This is a genomic window from Streptomyces roseofulvus (assembly GCF_039534915.1).
GTDB lineage: Bacteria > Actinomycetota > Actinomycetes > Streptomycetales > Streptomycetaceae > Streptomyces > Streptomyces roseofulvus.
On the sequence record NZ_BAAAWE010000001.1, the window covers coordinates 1,593,784 to 1,608,712 of the forward strand.

14 protein-coding genes are annotated in these 14,929 nt (G+C 72.7%); 5 read left to right on the forward strand and 9 right to left on the reverse strand.

The features are described from left to right. Nucleotides 1-95: 95 nt before the first annotated feature. The 3 genes from ABFY03_RS07280 to ABFY03_RS07290 all read left to right on the forward strand — a co-directional run bounded on the left by ABFY03_RS07280 (nucleotide 96) and on the right by ABFY03_RS07290 (nucleotide 3,669). On the forward strand, nucleotides 96-1,316 hold the full coding sequence (locus ABFY03_RS07280) for an MFS transporter (RefSeq protein WP_346169517.1): 1,221 nt from the start codon (nucleotides 96-98) through the stop codon (nucleotides 1,314-1,316). Between the two features lie 138 nt (nucleotides 1,317-1,454). Further along, entirely contained in the window at nucleotides 1,455-2,888 is a 1,434-nt protein-coding gene (locus ABFY03_RS07285; protein WP_346169518.1) for a uracil-xanthine permease family protein, read from the forward strand. Nucleotides 2,889-2,961: 73 nt separating this feature from the next. Beyond that, the gene (locus tag ABFY03_RS07290) at nucleotides 2,962-3,669 is read left to right on the forward strand and encodes a DUF5995 family protein (protein ID WP_319009789.1); all 708 of its coding nucleotides are present in this window, start codon (nucleotides 2,962-2,964) and stop codon (nucleotides 3,667-3,669) included. A 185-nt stretch (nucleotides 3,670-3,854) separates the two neighbouring features. Here the strand turns inward: ABFY03_RS07290 and ABFY03_RS07295 are convergent, their stop codons facing one another. Both ABFY03_RS07295 and ABFY03_RS07300 read right to left on the reverse strand, forming a co-directional pair. Beyond that, the gene (locus ABFY03_RS07295) at nucleotides 3,855-5,555 is read right to left on the reverse strand and encodes a flavin monoamine oxidase family protein (RefSeq protein ID WP_319009790.1); all 1,701 of its coding nucleotides are present in this window, start codon (nucleotides 5,553-5,555) and stop codon (nucleotides 3,855-3,857) included. A gap of 50 nt (nucleotides 5,556-5,605) precedes the next feature. After that, nucleotides 5,606-6,412, reverse strand: a complete 807-nt coding sequence (locus tag ABFY03_RS07300; protein ID WP_346169519.1) for a carbon-nitrogen hydrolase family protein — start codon at nucleotides 6,410-6,412, stop codon at nucleotides 5,606-5,608. A gap of 285 nt (nucleotides 6,413-6,697) precedes the next feature. Here ABFY03_RS07300 and ABFY03_RS07305 point away from each other — a divergent pair, with 285 nt between their 5' ends. Further along, nucleotides 6,698-7,252, forward strand: a complete 555-nt coding sequence (locus ABFY03_RS07305) for a Repetin (protein WP_319009792.1) — start codon at nucleotides 6,698-6,700, stop codon at nucleotides 7,250-7,252. 4 nt (nucleotides 7,253-7,256) lie between these two features. Here the strand turns inward: ABFY03_RS07305 and ABFY03_RS07310 are convergent, their stop codons facing one another. Together ABFY03_RS07310 and ABFY03_RS07315 are read right to left on the reverse strand one after the other, a co-directional pair. Further along, nucleotides 7,257-7,712: an Lrp/AsnC family transcriptional regulator gene (locus tag ABFY03_RS07310; protein ID WP_015032260.1), complete on the reverse strand. Its 456-nt coding sequence runs from the start codon at nucleotides 7,710-7,712 to the stop codon at nucleotides 7,257-7,259. A gap of 10 nt (nucleotides 7,713-7,722) precedes the next feature. Beyond that, nucleotides 7,723-9,210: an amino acid permease gene (locus ABFY03_RS07315; protein ID WP_346169520.1), complete on the reverse strand. Its 1,488-nt coding sequence runs from the start codon at nucleotides 9,208-9,210 to the stop codon at nucleotides 7,723-7,725. Between the two features lie 342 nt (nucleotides 9,211-9,552). On the opposite strand from ABFY03_RS07315, the gene ABFY03_RS07320 reads away from it, so the two are divergent. Continuing rightward, a complete protein-coding gene (locus ABFY03_RS07320; protein ID WP_386723728.1) occupies nucleotides 9,553-10,536 on the forward strand; it encodes a GDSL-type esterase/lipase family protein in 984 nt (327 codons plus the stop codon). Between the two features lie 103 nt (nucleotides 10,537-10,639). Here ABFY03_RS07320 and ABFY03_RS07325 read toward each other — a convergent pair whose 3' ends face one another. The 5 genes from ABFY03_RS07325 to rpe all read right to left on the reverse strand — a co-directional run bounded on the left by ABFY03_RS07325 (nucleotide 10,640) and on the right by rpe (nucleotide 14,892). Continuing rightward, entirely contained in the window at nucleotides 10,640-12,082 is a 1,443-nt protein-coding gene (locus ABFY03_RS07325; RefSeq protein ID WP_319009795.1) for a GuaB1 family IMP dehydrogenase-related protein, read from the reverse strand. A gap of 65 nt (nucleotides 12,083-12,147) precedes the next feature. After that, the gene (locus tag ABFY03_RS07330) at nucleotides 12,148-12,516 is read right to left on the reverse strand and encodes a barstar family protein (RefSeq protein ID WP_346169522.1); all 369 of its coding nucleotides are present in this window, start codon (nucleotides 12,514-12,516) and stop codon (nucleotides 12,148-12,150) included. Further along, a complete protein-coding gene (locus ABFY03_RS07335; protein WP_346169523.1) occupies nucleotides 12,503-12,928 on the reverse strand; it encodes a guanyl-specific ribonuclease in 426 nt (141 codons plus the stop codon). Before ABFY03_RS07335 ends, ABFY03_RS07330 begins: the two co-directional genes overlap by 14 nt. Nucleotides 12,929-13,028: 100 nt before the next feature. Further along, nucleotides 13,029-14,087 (reverse strand): sugar-binding transcriptional regulator, encoded by a 1,059-nt coding sequence (locus ABFY03_RS07340; protein ID WP_319009798.1) that lies wholly within the window; start codon nucleotides 14,085-14,087, stop codon nucleotides 13,029-13,031. Nucleotides 14,088-14,208: 121 nt separating this feature from the next. Then, on the reverse strand, nucleotides 14,209-14,892 hold the full coding sequence (gene rpe / locus ABFY03_RS07345; RefSeq protein ID WP_319009799.1) for a ribulose-phosphate 3-epimerase: 684 nt from the start codon (nucleotides 14,890-14,892) through the stop codon (nucleotides 14,209-14,211). Between the last annotated feature and the right edge of the window lie 37 nt (nucleotides 14,893-14,929).

Consider the following 14,929-nt stretch of genomic DNA (forward strand, 5'->3'; position numbering starts at 1 on the left):
AGACGCTTCCCCGCCGTCTTCTCTCCGGACCACTATTTATCAGGCAGGGTTCCTGATAGTTTACTGCGCACACCATACGACTCCGGGAGGGACCCATGACGGCGGAGACCGTCCTCAGCTCCGAACGGCTCCGGCGGGCCCGCTTCGCCGTCGCCGCCGTCTTCTGCGTCCACGGCGCCGTCACCGGCAGCTTCGCCACCCGGATCCCGTGGATCCAGGAGCACGCCGGGGTCAGCGCCGGCCAGCTCGGCCTGGCGCTCGCCTTCCCCGCCCTCGGCGCCTCCCTCGCGATGCCGCTGGCCGGCCGGATCAGCCACCGCTTCGGCGCCCGCACCGCCCTGCGCGGCCTGCTCGCGCTGTGGACCCTCTCCCTCACCCTGCCGTCGCTGGCCCCGAACATCTGGGGCCTGTGCGGGGCGCTCTTCGTCTACGGCGCCACGGCGGGCATGTCCGACGTGGCGATGAACGCGCTCGGCGTCGAGACCGAGAACCGGCTCGGCCGCTCGATCATGTCCAGCCTGCACGGCATGTGGAGCGTGGGCGCGCTGATCGGGTCGGCGGCCGGCACCGTCGCCGCCCACCTCGGCGGCGACGCCCGCCTCCACCACCTGACCGCCGCGCTCGTCCTCACCGTCCTCGGCCTCGCCCTCTGCCAGGGCGTCCTGGACCCGGCGCCCGCCGAGGAGGAGGAGGCCCCGCCGCGCTTCGCGCTGCCGCCTAAGTCCGCGCTGGTCATCGGCGCGATCGGCTTCTGCGCGGTCTTCGCCGAGGGCGCCAGCCTCGACTGGTCGGCCGTCTACCTCCGCGACGAGCTGGGCGGTTCGGCCGGCCTCGCCGCCGCCTCCACCACCGCCTTCGCGCTCACCATGGCCCTGGCCCGGCTGGCCGGCGACCGGGTCGTGGACCGCTTCGGCGCGGTCCGTACGGTACGGGTCGGCGGCGCGGCCGCCACCCTCGGCGGGATCCTGGTCGTCCTCGCCCCGAACGCCGTCGCCGCGACGGCCGGCTTCGGACTGATCGGCCTCGGGGTCGCGGTCGTCGTCCCGCTCGCCTTCGCCGCCGCCGCGCGCAGCGGCCCGAACCCGAGCCAGGCCATCGCGGGCGTCGCCACGATCACGTACACCTCCGGGCTGATCGCCCCCTCCGCGATCGGCGGCATCGCCGACGCCACCTCGCTGGTCTTCTCCTTCGGACTGGTCACCGCGCTCTCCTTCGGCCTGGTGCTGGGCGCGGGCGTGCTGCGGACCGCCCCGCGCGCGGCGTCGGCGGCGCCCGCCGGGACGGACGCGGCGAAGAGCCCGGGCCCGGTCGGCTGAGCACGTACCGGGGGCGCCGCCGCACCCCTCCCCCGGCCGGTTCCGGCGCATACCATATGGCTGATCTTTTGCGGCCGTGACACGACGGCCCACGACGGCCCGACACGGCCGCCGGAACCGGAGAACGGGAGCGACCTCATGAACCTCGGCGTGCGCTGGACCCTGCACGGGGACGGGAGAACGCCCGCCCCCGGGGCCGTCGTCCGCCCCGACGAGCGGCTCTCCTGGCCCCGGACCGCCGGACTCGGCGCCCAGCACGTGGTCGCCATGTTCGGCGCGAGCTTCGTCGCCCCGGTGCTGATGGGCCTCGACCCGAACCTCGCGATCATGATGTCCGGCATCGCCACGGTCATCTTCCTGCTCGCGACCCGCGGCACGGTCCCCTCGTACCTCGGCTGCTCGCTCTCCTTCGTCGGCGTGGCCGCAGCGATCCGGGCCTCCGGCGGCAGCAGCGCCACCGTCACCGGCGCCGTCCTCGTCGTCGGCGCGGTGCTCTTCCTGGCCGGCCTCGCGGTGCGGCGGTTCGGCGCGCGGATCATCCACGCGGCGATGCCGCCGGTGGTGACCGGCGCCGTCGTCATGCTGATCGGCTTCAACCTGGCGCCGGTGACCGCCGCCACCTACTGGCCGCAGGACCAGTGGACGGCGCTCCTGGTGATGCTCTTCACCGGTCTCGCCGTGGTCTGCCTGCGCGGCTTCTGGTCCCGGATCGCGATCTTCCTCGGCCTGGTCTTCGGCTATGCGATCTCCTGGGTCTTCGACCTGCTCTTCGGGAAGATCCACTCGATGTCCCCGGGCGGCGAGGTCACCGACCACTGGCGGCTCGACCTCTCCGGCGTCGGCAAGGCCGACTGGATCGGCCTGCCCTCCTTCCACGGCCCCAGCTTCGAGTGGTCCGCGATCCTGGTCGCGCTCCCCGTCGTCATCGCCCTCATCGCCGAGAACGCCGGCCACGTGAAGGCCGTCGGCGAGATGACCGGCGACGACCTCGACGACAAGCTGGGCACCGCGATCGCCGCCGACGGCGCCGCGTCGATGCTCTCCACCGCCGTGGGCGGCCCGCCGAACACCACGTACTCCGAGAACATCGGTGTCATGGCCGCCACCCGCGTCTACTCCACGGCCGCCTACTGGGCCGCCGCCGGCTTCGCGCTGCTCTTCGGCCTCTGCCCCAAGTTCGGCGCGGTCGTCGCCGCCATCCCCGGCGGCGTCCTCGGCGGCATCACCGTCATCCTCTACGGCATGATCGGCCTGCTCGGCGCCCAGATCTGGATCAACGCGAAGGTCGACCTGCGCAACCCGCTCAACCTGGTCCCGGCCGCCGCCGGCATCATCATCGGCGTCGGCGGCGTGAAGCTCACCTTCACCGACACCTTCGAGCTGGGCGGCATCGCGCTCGGCACGATCGTCGTCATCACCGGCTACCACGTGCTGCGCGCCTTCGCCCCGGCGCACCTGAAGGCCGCCCCCACGGAGCAGGAACCGCTGCTCGACGCCGGCACCAGCTCGTACGAGAAGGAGTACGAGAAGGAGCCGTACGAGAAGGGCTCCGGCGACACGGCGAAGAACTGACGTATTCGCCCGTTCCGGCGAAGCCGGGCCGCAGGGACTCCCTCCCGGGCCCGGCGGCTGGGAGTCTGCCCCCATGGCGCAGACCCAGTGGACGGACGATCGGATCGGGCAGTTCGTGGCGGTCGACCCGGTGGTGGACCGGATGCGGTCGCTGCGGGCGGCCTGGCACCCGGCCGACGGGGTCGCCGTCTTCAACCGGGTGTACCTGACGGTCACCGAGGAGATCGGCCACGCCATCGAGGCCGGCGCCTTCGGGGACCGGCGGGCCGCCGCCACCCTCGACGTGCGCTTCGCCGAGCGCTATCTCGCCGCCGTCGACGCCCACGCGTCCGGCGGCCCCGGCCCGGCCTGCTGGCGGCCACTCTTCCACTACCGCCGCCACCCCGGCGTCACCCCGCTCCAGTTCGCGCTCGCCGGGATCAACGCGCACATCGGGCACGACCTGGCGCTCGCCGTCGTCGACGCCTGCGCCACCCTGGAGTGCGGTCCCGCGGACCTGGAGGACGAGTTCGACCGGGTCGGCGACGTCCTCGTGCTCCTGGAGGAGCGGATCCGCGAGGAGCTGATGCCGGGCCCGGACCTCCTGGAGATCGCGGACCCGCTGACCCATCTGCTCGGCTGCTGGAGCCTGGACCGGGCCCGCGACGGGGCTTGGCTGGCCGCCCGCTCGCTCTGGCAGCTGCGGGCACTGCCGGGGCTCGCGGGCGAGTTCACCGAGCGGCTCGACCGCTCGGTGGGGCTGGTCGGGCGGATGCTGCTCACCCCGCTCGCCCGCCCGTAGGGCCGCCCGCGACGACCCCGGGGGGCGTCAGCGCGGCAGGAACTCCTCGCCCGCGATCCGGCGGAAGAGCCGCCGGGCCGTACGGCCTCGTCGCACCGCCGCGGGCCGTGTGCCGCTCGGCCACGAGAGCCGCCCTCCGGCGGGGACGGATCCCCCGCCGGAGGGCGGCTCACACGCGGAGGGACTCAGTCCTCCGGCAGCTCGACCGGGGCGATCTCGTCGTAGACGTCGCCCGGGCCCGGGTTGGTGGCGTCGGTGGCGCCGCCGAAGTGGTGCATCACGCCCCACACCGCGTTGAGCGCCGTCTGCACCGCGCCCTCGGCCCAGCCGGCCGTCCACGAGATGTCGTCGCCGGCGAGGAAGATGCCGCGCTTGTCCTCGGGGAGGCGGTCCTGCATGAAGTGGGTGAAGAGGCGCCGCTGGTAGCGGTAGTGGCCGGGCAGGTTGGCCTTGAAGGCGCCCATGAAGTAGGGCTCGTTCTCCCAGGAGACCGTCACCGGGTTGCCGATGATGTGCTTCCGGATGTCGACCTTCGGGTAGATCTCGCCGAGCGACTTCAGCATGACCTCCATGCGCTCGTTCGCGGAGAGCGGCAGCCACTTCAGGCTGTCGTCGCACCACGTGTACGAGAGGCAGATGACGGCCGGCTTGTCCGGGCCGTCGTCGAGGAGGTAGGTGCCGCGGGTCATCCGGTCGGTGAGCGTCATCGACATGACGTCCCGGCCGGTCTCCTCGTCCTTGTCCAGCCAGAACGGCCGGTCGACGGGCACGAAGAGCTTCGAGGACTCCATGTAGTGGGTGCGCTCGATCGCCGTCCAGTGGTCGATCGGGAAGAGCGAGTCGTCGCAGGCGATCTTGGAGAGCAGCATCCAGGACTGGGCGGTGAAGATCGCCGCCTGGTAGGTGCGGATGTCGCCGGACGCGTCGGTGACGGTGATCCGGTTGCCCGCCGTGCGGTTCAGCCGGGTGACGGCCGGCTTCGGCTGCCCGCCCTCGTGGAGGGTGGCCAGCGAGGTGCCCTGCGCCCAGTGGACGATCTTCTCCGGCTCGCGCTCCCACAGGCGCAGCGGCAGCTGCTGCGAGCCGCCGACGATGCCGCGGTGGTGGTCGTCGGCCTCGGTGTAGACGACCCGGAGGATCTCCAGGATGGAGTTGGGGAAGTCGGTGTCCCAGCCGCCGGTGCCGAAGCCGACCTGGCCGAAGATCTCGCGGTGGCGGAAGGACTTGAACGCCTCGGACTCGCAGAGGAAGCCGTAGAAGGTCTGGTTGTCGAGCTTCTCGACCAGCTTCGCCCAGATCTCGCGGATGCGCGGGACGTCGCGCTCGCGCATGGCGCGGTTCATGTCGGAGAAGTCGGCGCCCTCGTCGAGGCAGCGGTTCCACGCGTCGGCGACGTCACGGTAGACCTGCGGCAGGTCGGCGATGGTCTCGGCGTAGTGCGTCTCGCCCTTGAGGTCCACGACGGTCGAGGGGGTGGCCTCGGCCAGCGGGTTCGGGAACGGCGAGGTGGTCAGGCCGACGAGGTCGATGTAGTGCTGGAGGGCGGTGGAGGAGGGCGGGAAGCGCATGGCGCCCATCTCCGCCGTCAGCCCCTCGGTCTCCGGGCCCTCGAAGCCGACCGTGCGGAGCCGGCCGCCTATCTGGTCGGCCTCGTAGACGACGGGCTTGAGGCCCATCTTCATCAGCTCGTACGCGGCGATGATGCCGGACAGGCCGCCGCCGATGACCGCGACCTCGGCACCGTGCTCGGTCGCGGGTATCTGGCCGAGGCCGGCCGGGTGGGCCAGGAAGTCGTCGTAGGCGTACGGGAAGTCCGGGCCGAACATGGTGATCGGCGGCTGCTGCTCGTCGGCGTGCTCGACGGCGTTGGGCACGGTGGACGTCATGGGGTACGGACTCCTTGCACGGAAAACGGGTGGGAAGAGGAGGGGGCGGCTCAGACGAGGGAGCCGTACAGGCCCGGCCTGCGGTCGCGGAGGTACGGGTTCTCCGCGCGGGAGGCCGCCAGGAAGCCGGTGTCCACGTCGCCGATCACCAGGTCCTCGCCCCGGCCCGCGCGGGCCCGGGCGGTCCCGTCGGGGCCGGCCAGCACCGAGAGGCCGACGAACTCGAAGTCGCCCTCGGCGCCGGCGCGGTTGGCGTACGCGATGTAGAGCTGGTTCTCGAAGGCGCGCACCGGGACCACCGACTCGGGGACGATCTCGGCGGGGTGCATCAGCGCGGTCGGCACGAGGAGGAGGTCCGTGCCGGCCAGGGCCTGCGCCCGGACGTTCTCCGGGAACTCGACGTCGTAGCAGATCATCAGGCCGACGGTGAGGTCACCGATGCGGGCCTGGACGAGCGGCTGGTCGCCGGGGGTGAACCACTTCAGCTCGAAGTCGCCGAAGAGGTGGGTCTTCCGGTAGTGCGCGAGGGCGGCGCCGTCGGCGCCGAAGAGGGCGGCGGCGTTGTAGATCACGCCGTGCCGCTCGGTGTCCCGCTCCGGGTAGCCGTAGCCGACGGCGAGGCCGTGGCGGGCGGCGATCTCCGCGACCGCGCGGGCGGAGGGACCGTCGGACGGCTCGGCCAGGCGGGCGATGTCGGCGCCGATGGCGTAGCCGGTGAGGAAGAGCTCGGGGGCCAGCAGCACGTCCGCGCCGGCGGCCGCGGCCCGGGCGGCGGCCTCGTCGAGGATCCGCAGATTGGCGGTCACGTCACCGAGCCGGCCGGAGCTCTGGAGCAGGGCGGTGCGCAACGCGGGCATGGTGGTCCTCGTGGGGGCGGAGGGGAGGGAGGGGCGTCTGCGGGAGACGCTCAAAACGGTACGGTTCCGGGCTCGGCCCGGACAAGACGGGACCGTTGCGGACCGACCGTCGAACCGTTGCGCGATGTCCGCCCATGGCGGCGATTCGTTGCGCGGCGGTCAGACCGGGGTCGTACCCGCCGCGCGACCGGCGGCGTACCCCGGGATCATCCGCCGGCGCGACGCTCCGGCGGGACCCCGGCGGAAGAGTGGGGGGTGTCCGCACGACCTGCCGGAAGGACCGTCATGCACCCTCGTACGAAGATCGCCGCCGTCGCCGTCGCCCTGCTGGTCGGGGCCGGGGCGACGGGCGCCGCCACCGCCGCACCGACGCGGGAGGGCGGGGCGCCGCGCGAGGCGGCCGCGCTGACCGGAGCGGCCTGGCTGGACCGCGCCCCGGCCACCGGCGAGAAGGTGCACTTCTCCTTCGACGCCCACCTGGCCTGGGCCGACCGCGACGACCCGAGGGCCGCCACCGGCACCTTCCGGTACAGCCACGCCGTGGGGAAGCGGGAGTTCACCGCCCTGGTGCGGGTCGACTGCCTCGCCACCGGCGGCCCGGTGGCGACCGTCACCGGGATCGTCGAGGAGACGAACGTGCCGGACCTGCGGGACAAGCGGGTCGGGGTGTCGGTGTACGACGACGGGAAGCGCGACCGGCTGGGCTACAGCTGGCTCGCCTCCACGCCGCAGACGGACGAGGTGCCGCCCTGCAACGCGGCCGCCCCGCACGAGAAGGTCGTACGGGGCGGCGGGGACTTCCGGGTGCTGCCGTGGATCTACGACGGCATGGCCCGGTAGCGCGTCAGGCGGGCGATCCGGAGGAGAAGCGCCGCAGCAGCGGCGAGAGCACCAGGACGGACTTGGTGCGCTCCACGAAGGGCTCGCCCGCGATCCGCTCCAGGACGCGCTCGAAGTGGCGCATGTCGGAGGCGAAGACCTGGACGACGGCGTCCGCGTCGCCGGTGACGGTCGACGCGGACACCACCTCGGGGTACCGCTCCAGACCCCGCCGGATGTCGTCCGGCGAGGTGTTGTGGCGGCAGTAGATCTCGACGAAGCCCTCCGTCTCCCAGCCGAGCGCCGCCGGGTCCACCCGGACGGTGAAGCCGGTGATGGCGCCCTCGGCCCGGAGCCGGTCCACACGCCGCTTCACGGCGGGGGCGGAGAGTCCGACGAGCGAGCCGATGTCGGCGTAGCTGCGGCGGGCGTCCTCCGCGAGGGCGTGGACGATGCGTTCGTCGAGGTCGTTGAGTCGCACTACGGGTGGGTCACTTCTCTGCGGGTGCCTCGGCCAGGGCCCGTGCCGTGGCCAGTCGGGAGCGGCGCATGCCGTACAGGAAGTAGAACACGAGCCCCGCGATCATCCAGCCGCCGAACCACAGCCAGGTGATCGCCGGGAGGCTGTACATGTTGTAGGCGCAGAACAGGAAGCCGAGGATCGGCGTGACCGGGAAGAGCATCACCTTGAAGGTGCGCTTCATCTCGGGCCGGGTGTAGCGCAGGATGATGACGGCCACGTTGACCAGGGCGAAGGCGAAGAGCGTGCCGATGCTGGTCGCGTTGGCCAGTTCGCCCAGGGGGATGAACGCGGCGAGGACGCCGCAGAAGAGCGAGACGATCACGACGTTGGCGCGCGGCGCGCCGGTCTTCGGGTCGACCTTCGCGAAGACCTTGGGCACGAGGCCGTCGCGCGACATCGCGAAGAGGATGCGGGTCTGGCCGTAGAGGACCGCGAAGACGACGCTGGCGATGGCGACGACCGCGCCCGCCGCGAGCACGACGCCCCAGAAGCTCTGGCCGGTGACGTCCTTCATGATCTGGGCGAGGGCCGCCTCGGTGCCCTCGAAGTCCTGCCACGGCATGGCGCCGACGGCGACCAGGGCGACGAGGCAGTACAGCACGGTGACGATCACCAGCGAGAGCATGATCGCGCGCGGCAGGTCCCGCTTGGGGTTCTTCGCCTCCTCGCCGGCCGTGGAGGCGGCGTCGAAGCCGATGTACGAGAAGAACAGCGTGGCCGCGGCGGCGCTGATGCCGGTGACGCCGAGCGGGGCGAGCGGGGCGTAGTTGCCCGCCTTGATGCCCAGGAAGCCGATGCCGATGAAGAGCAGCAGCGTGACGATCTTCACCACGACCATGATCGTGTTGACGCGGGCGCTCTCCTTGGCGCCGCCCATGAGGAAGACCATGGCCAGCAGCACCACGACGAGGGCGGGGAGGTTGACGAAGCCGCCCTCGCCGAGCGGCGCGGAGACGACCTCGGGGATGGTCACCCCGAGGGTGCCGTCGAGCAGCTCGTTGAGGTACTCGCCCCAGCCGACCGCCACGGCGGAGACCGAGACGCCGTACTCCAGGACCAGGCACCAGCCGCAGATCCAGGCGATCAGTTCACCCATCGTTGCGTACGCATACGAGTAGGACGAGCCCGAGACCGGGATGGAGCCGGCCAGCTCGGCGTAGGAGAGCGCCGAGAAGAGGGCGGTGAGGCCGGCGATGACGAAGGAGATCGCCACCGCGGGGCCGGCGAGCGGAGTGGCCTCGCCGAGGACGACGAAGATGCCGGTGCCGAGCGTCGCACCGATGCTGATCATCGTCAGCTGCCACATCGTGAGCGAGCGGCGGAGGCTGCCGCCCTCGCCCTGGCCACCCTCTGCGACCAGCGCTTCCACCGGCTTGCGGCGGGTGAGGGCGGAGAGCCCGGAGGTCTTGGGCGCGGTCGTGTCGACGACCGGCGGGGCTGCGCCGTGATCCAGCACTGCGGAGGCTCCTTATCGCTGCCTGTCGGTGGGGCGGGGACCGCGGCGGTACCCGGGCAGGCTGGATGAGCCCACAGGGGAAGGGGAGACCGCCGAGCAGGCGGTCGCCGCCACTCCTGGTACGGAGGTTCACCCTAGGCGGTCGCAGTTCGCATCCGTAATGCAGGGTTGTTGCGTAGTGTCGGATGATCATTGCGCACTTGGGGCACGGACGAGGAAACATTGCGCTCCCCCGCAAAAATCGACACATCAGGGGCGTACGGCGACCCGGGCGCGCGCCTTGACTGCTCGGGCCGCGTACCCCACGCTGCACCCCGCGATCGGAGGTCGCCGTTGAGCTGGATGGAGCCCGAACCCTTTCTGCGCGGCACGGCCTGGCGGGACGGCGACCGCCCGGTCCGGGCCGACCCGTCCGACCTGCAACGACTGCCCTGGGACATCGCCCGACGGGCCGAGCTGCCCATCGGGGTGCGCCTGGAGTTCACGGCCGCGCCCGGCACCCGGGCGGTGCGGCTGCGCTACCGGGCGGCCACCCCGGACCCCGGCGACGCCCTGCGCGCACTCCGGCACGGCTTCGCGCTCTGGCAGGGCACCCGGTGCCTGACGGAGGTGTTCGCGGAACCCGCCCGGGAGGGCACCGTGGACATCCCGCTCCCGCCCGGCGGCGGCACCTTCACGCTCCACCTGCCGGAGGCCCAGGCGCCCGTGGTGCGCGCTCTGCGGGCCGTCGGCGGCGCCCTCTCCCCCGCCCCGCGCCGCCCGCGCTGGCTGGTCCACGGCGACTCCATCACCGAGGGCTGGTGGGCGACCCGGCCGGCCCTCTCCTGGCCCGCGGTGGCCGGCCGGCTGCTCGGCCTGGACCCGGTGAACCTCGGGTACGCGGGCGGGGCCCGGGGCGAACTTCCGCTCGCCGAGCACCTCGCCCGCCTCCCGGGGGAGCTGATCACCCTGGCCTTCGGCACCAACTGCTGGGCGGCCGTGCCCTGTTCGGCGCCGCTGCTCTACGAGACCACCCGGGCGTTCGTCGCCCTGGTGCGCCGCGGGCACCCGGACACCCCGCTGCTGCTGCTCTCCCCCGTGCTGCGCCCGGCGGCGGAGCACACCGGCAACGCCCTGGGCGCGACGCTCACCGAGCTGCGGGCGGCCATGGAGGCGGCTGTACGGGACCTGGCCGCGGCGGGCGACCGCCGGCTGGCGGTCCTCCCGGGCCGCGACCTGCTGACCCCGGCCCACCTCGCGGACGGCCTCCACCCCAACGACACGGGCCACGCCCTCCTGGGCACGGCGGTGGCCCGCGCCCTGCGCGCGGAGGGCTTCACACCCTGACGCCCGAAGCGGCCGCCGCTCCGCCGTGGACACCGCCCTGCGGGGCGCGGTCAAAGCGAAGGGCCCCGCTCGGAAGCGGGGCCCTGGGCTTGTGCCGGTCGCGTCAGCTCCAGCTCGCGTGGAGCGGCTTGCCCTCGGCGTAACCGGCCGCGGACTGGATGCCGACGACCGCCTTCTCCTCGAACTCGGCGAGCGACCCCGCACCGGCGTAGGTGCAGGAGGACCGCACACCGGCGATGATCGAGTCGATCAGGTCCTCGACGCCCGGACGCTGCGGGTCCAGGAACATCCGCGAGGTGGAGATGCCCTCCTCGAACAGCGCCTTGCGGGCCCGGTCGTAGGACGACTCGTCGGAGGTCCGGTTGCGCACCGCGCGGGCGGACGCCATGCCGAAGGACTCCTTGTAGGCGCGGCCCTGCGCGTCGTGCTGGAGGTCGCCGGGGGACTCGTACGTCCCGGCGAACCAGGAGCCGATCATCACGTTGGACGCGCCGGCGGCGAGCGCCATGGCGACGTCGCGCGGGTGCCGGACGCCACCGTCGGCCCAGACGTGCTTGCCGTACTTCTTCGCCTCGGCCGCGCACTCCAGGACGGCCGAGAACTGCGGGCGGCCGACACCGGTCATCATGCGGGTGGTGCACATGGCGCCGGGGCCCACGCCGACCTTGATGATGTCGGCGCCGGCCTCGATGAGGTCCTTGACGCCCTCGGCGGCGACGATGTTGCCGGCCACGATCGGGACCTGCGGGTCGAGCGCCCGGACGGTCTTGATCGCGGAGATCATCGACTCCTGGTGCCCGTGGGCGGTGTCGATGACGAGGGTGTCGACGCCCGCGTCGAGGAGCTGCTTGGCCTTGCCGGCCACGTCGCCGTTGATGCCGACGGCGGCGGCGATGCGCAGCCTGCCGTTCGCGTCCACGGCCGGGGTGTACAGGGTGGCCCGCAGGGCGCCCTTGCGGGTGAGGATGCCGGCCAGCTTGCCGTCCGCGTCCACGGCCGGGGCGTAGCGGCGGTTGGCGGTGTCGAGGGTGTGGAACGCCTCGCGGGGGTCGATGTCCGCGTCCAGCAGCAGCAGGTCCTTGGACATGACCTCGGAGAGCTGGGTGAAGCGGTCGACGCCGGTGAGGTCGGCGTCGGTGACGACGCCGACGGGGCGGCGGTGCTCGTCGACGACGACGCCGGCCTCGTGCGCCCGCTTGGGCAGCAGGGCGAGGGCGTCCGCGACGGTCTGGTGCGGCTCCAGCACGATCGGGGTGTCGAGGACCAGGTGGCGGTCCTTGACCCAGGAGATGACCTCGGTGACGACCTCGATCGGGATGTCCTGGGGGATGACGACGAGGCCGCCCCGGCGGGCGACGGTCTCGGCCATGCGGCGGCCGGCGATCGCGGTCATGTTGGCGACGACCAGCGGGATCGTCGTACCGGTGCCGTCGGGCGCGGAGAGGTCCACGGCCTGGCGGGAGCCGACGGCCGACCGGCTCGGCACCATGAACACATCGTCGTACGTGAGGTCGTACGGCGGCTTGACGTCATTGAGGAAACGCACGTGCTGACATCCCAGTCGTTCGGATCGGCCCCTAGGCATTTCAGCCAGGGGAAAAAGCACGTAGTTCATTCTCCCACGGCGGGGCCGGGGGATGCTGCGGGCGGATCGTCCGAGCCTTGCGCGGAGGCGCTTGTGCGATCCTCCCAACCACCGAGTACGAGGAGGACCGCGAGGCCCAGACGGCTGGTGCGGGCCGCCGCGGAGAAGACCTCCTGCGCGATGGCCCAGTCGTCGGGTTCGGCCTCGGCATAAGCCTGCCAGCCGGTCACGACGACCGCCATGGGTTCGCGCATATCGGCGAGGCAGTCGGCGAGCGCGTCCCAGTTCCGGCCGAACCAGACGGGCAGCGGGAGGGTCCGTACGCAGCGGTTCATGAAGGCCGTCTTGTCGGTGACCCCGTGCAGGTCGAGGACGACGGCGTCATCGAGTCTCATCCGCGACCACCTCCCGGAAGCTCTCGTAGTGGTCGTCCGTGTAGTACGACTCCCCCTCCCCGCCGGTGACGATGCGGCGGGCCCCGCGGCCGCGTTCGCCGGGGGTGCGGACCGTGTACTCGTGGTAGTAACCGCGCTCGCGCCGCGGCAGGATCCGCTCGAAGTTGGAGAAGACGGCGCCGTCCCTGGCGTACGGGTAGGGACCGCCGGCGCGGATCAGGGCGAGCGTGTGCCGGGCCTCCGGCGGCAGCTCCGCCTCGCGGACGGTGGGCAGTCCCGAGGCGCGCGAGGCGGTGGCGGAGGGGGCGGCGGCGGTGGCGGTGGACGTGCCCGTCCCGGCGGAGCAGCCGGTGAGGAGCAGCGACAGCCCGGCCAAGAGGGCGAGTACCGGCCGGACGCAGCGAGCGATCATGCCCCGATGCTGTCACCGGCCGCGCGGCTGCGCCCGGGGACGCGCCCGGACGACGGAGGGCGCCGACCGTGCCCGCGGTCGGCGCCCTCCGGTGCGGTCGTCAGCGGCCGCCGGTGCCCGTGTCCGGGTCCGCCCGGTCGAGCGCCGGGCGCGGGGCCGGGCTGAACTCGGTGAGCAGGTAGTCGGCCGCCGAGCGGTCGGTGACCAGGCTGGTGACGAGGCCGGAGCGGAGCACCGCGCCGATCGCCGCCGCCTTCCGCTGGCCGCCGGCGATGGCGACGACCTCGGGGATCCGGCGCAGCCGGTCCGCCTCGACGGTGATGCACCGCTCGCCCAGGTCGCGGCCGACCCGGCGGCCCTCGGCGTCGAAGAGGTGCGCGGACATCTCGGCGGCCACGCCCAGGGAGGCGTAGTGGGCGCGCTCCTCCTCCGACAGCATGTCGTGCACGGTGGAGATGCCGGGCTCCCAGGAGCCGATGGAGACGCAGGCGACGGTGACCTTGTCGAAGTACTCGAAGGCCCGGGCGATGCCGGTCTGGCTGCGCAGGGCGGCGGCGGTGGCCGGGTCCGGCAGCAGCATGGGCGCGTAGATGGGGTGGGCCTCGCCGCCGGAGACCTGGGCGGCGCGCCGGACCGCCTCGACCGAGCCGCGCTCGGCGGTCCCGGCGTCGTACACGCCGGTGAGCTGGACGACCGTGCACGGGGGCAGCCGGTCGAGGGCGGCCGCCATGTGGATGGTCGAGCGGCCCCAGGCCAGGCCGAGGACGTCGCCCTCGGTGACCAGCTCGCCGAGCAGGTCGGCGGCGACCTCGCCCAGGTTCTCGGGGTCGGGCGACTCGTCGTCCTCGGCCGGGGACTCCACCACGACGGCGTGGCGGAGCCCGTAACGGGCGCGCAGCGCGTCGGAGCGTTCGGCGTCCAGCTCGGCCGGTACCCGGATCTCGATGCGTACGAGATCCCGCTCCAGAGCGGTCTCCAGGACCCGGGCCACCTTGAAGCGGCTCACGCCGAACTCCTCGGCGATCTGGATCTTGGACTTCCCCTCCAGGTAGAAGCGACGGGCCATGGCCGCCGCCTGCACCAGCTCCGCGGGGCCCATCCGCAGGGCTGATCGTCCCGCCGACATTCCCGCCACCGCGATCTCCTCACTGCTGTTCACGCACCGCTGTCCACGATCCGTGTTCGTTCACACTCTGGACCCGCTGTTCATCCTGTCAGAAACGGCGGGCCTTGATCAGTCCTGTCGGCGGCCCGTCGGACCGCGTTCACCGGCCGGAGGCTCAGTGGCCACATGCCCAGGCGGCACCGGCCGTGGCGGCGTCCGCCCTGGCCCGCAGCGCGGCCACCGCGGCGGCCGGGTCGGCCGCCCCGTAGACCGCCGAGCCGGCCACGAAGACGTCGGCGCCCGCCTCGGCGCAGCGCTCGATGGTCGACTCGGAGACGCCGCCGTCGACCTGGAGCCACAGCTCCAGACCGTGCTTGGCGATCAGCTCACGGGTGCGGCGGATCTTGGGCAGCATGATGTCGAGGAAGGCCTGGCCGCCGAAGCCGGGCTCGACGGTCATGATGAGCAGCATGTCGAGCTCGGGGAGCAGGTCCTCGAAGGGCTCGATGGGGGTGGCCGGCTTGAGCGCCATGGAGGCCCTGGCGCCCTTGGCGCGGATCTCCCGGGCGAGCCGGACCGGTGCCGCGGCGGCCTCCACGTGGAAGGTGACGGAGCCGGCCCCGGCCTCCACGTACTGCGGCGCCCAGCGGTCCGGGTCCTCGATCATCAGGTGGCAGTCGAGGGGGGTGTCGGTCGCCCGGCTCAGCGACTCGACGATCGGCACGCCCAGCGTCAGGTTGGGCACGAAGTGGTTGTCCATGACGTCGACGTGCAGCCAGTCGGCGCCGTCGACGGCCTTGGCCTCGTCCGCGAGGCGGGCGAAGTCTGCGGAGAGGATGCTGGGATTGATCTGCGCCATGAGCCAAGCCTGCCACGTTCTTGGGGACTTCTTTGCC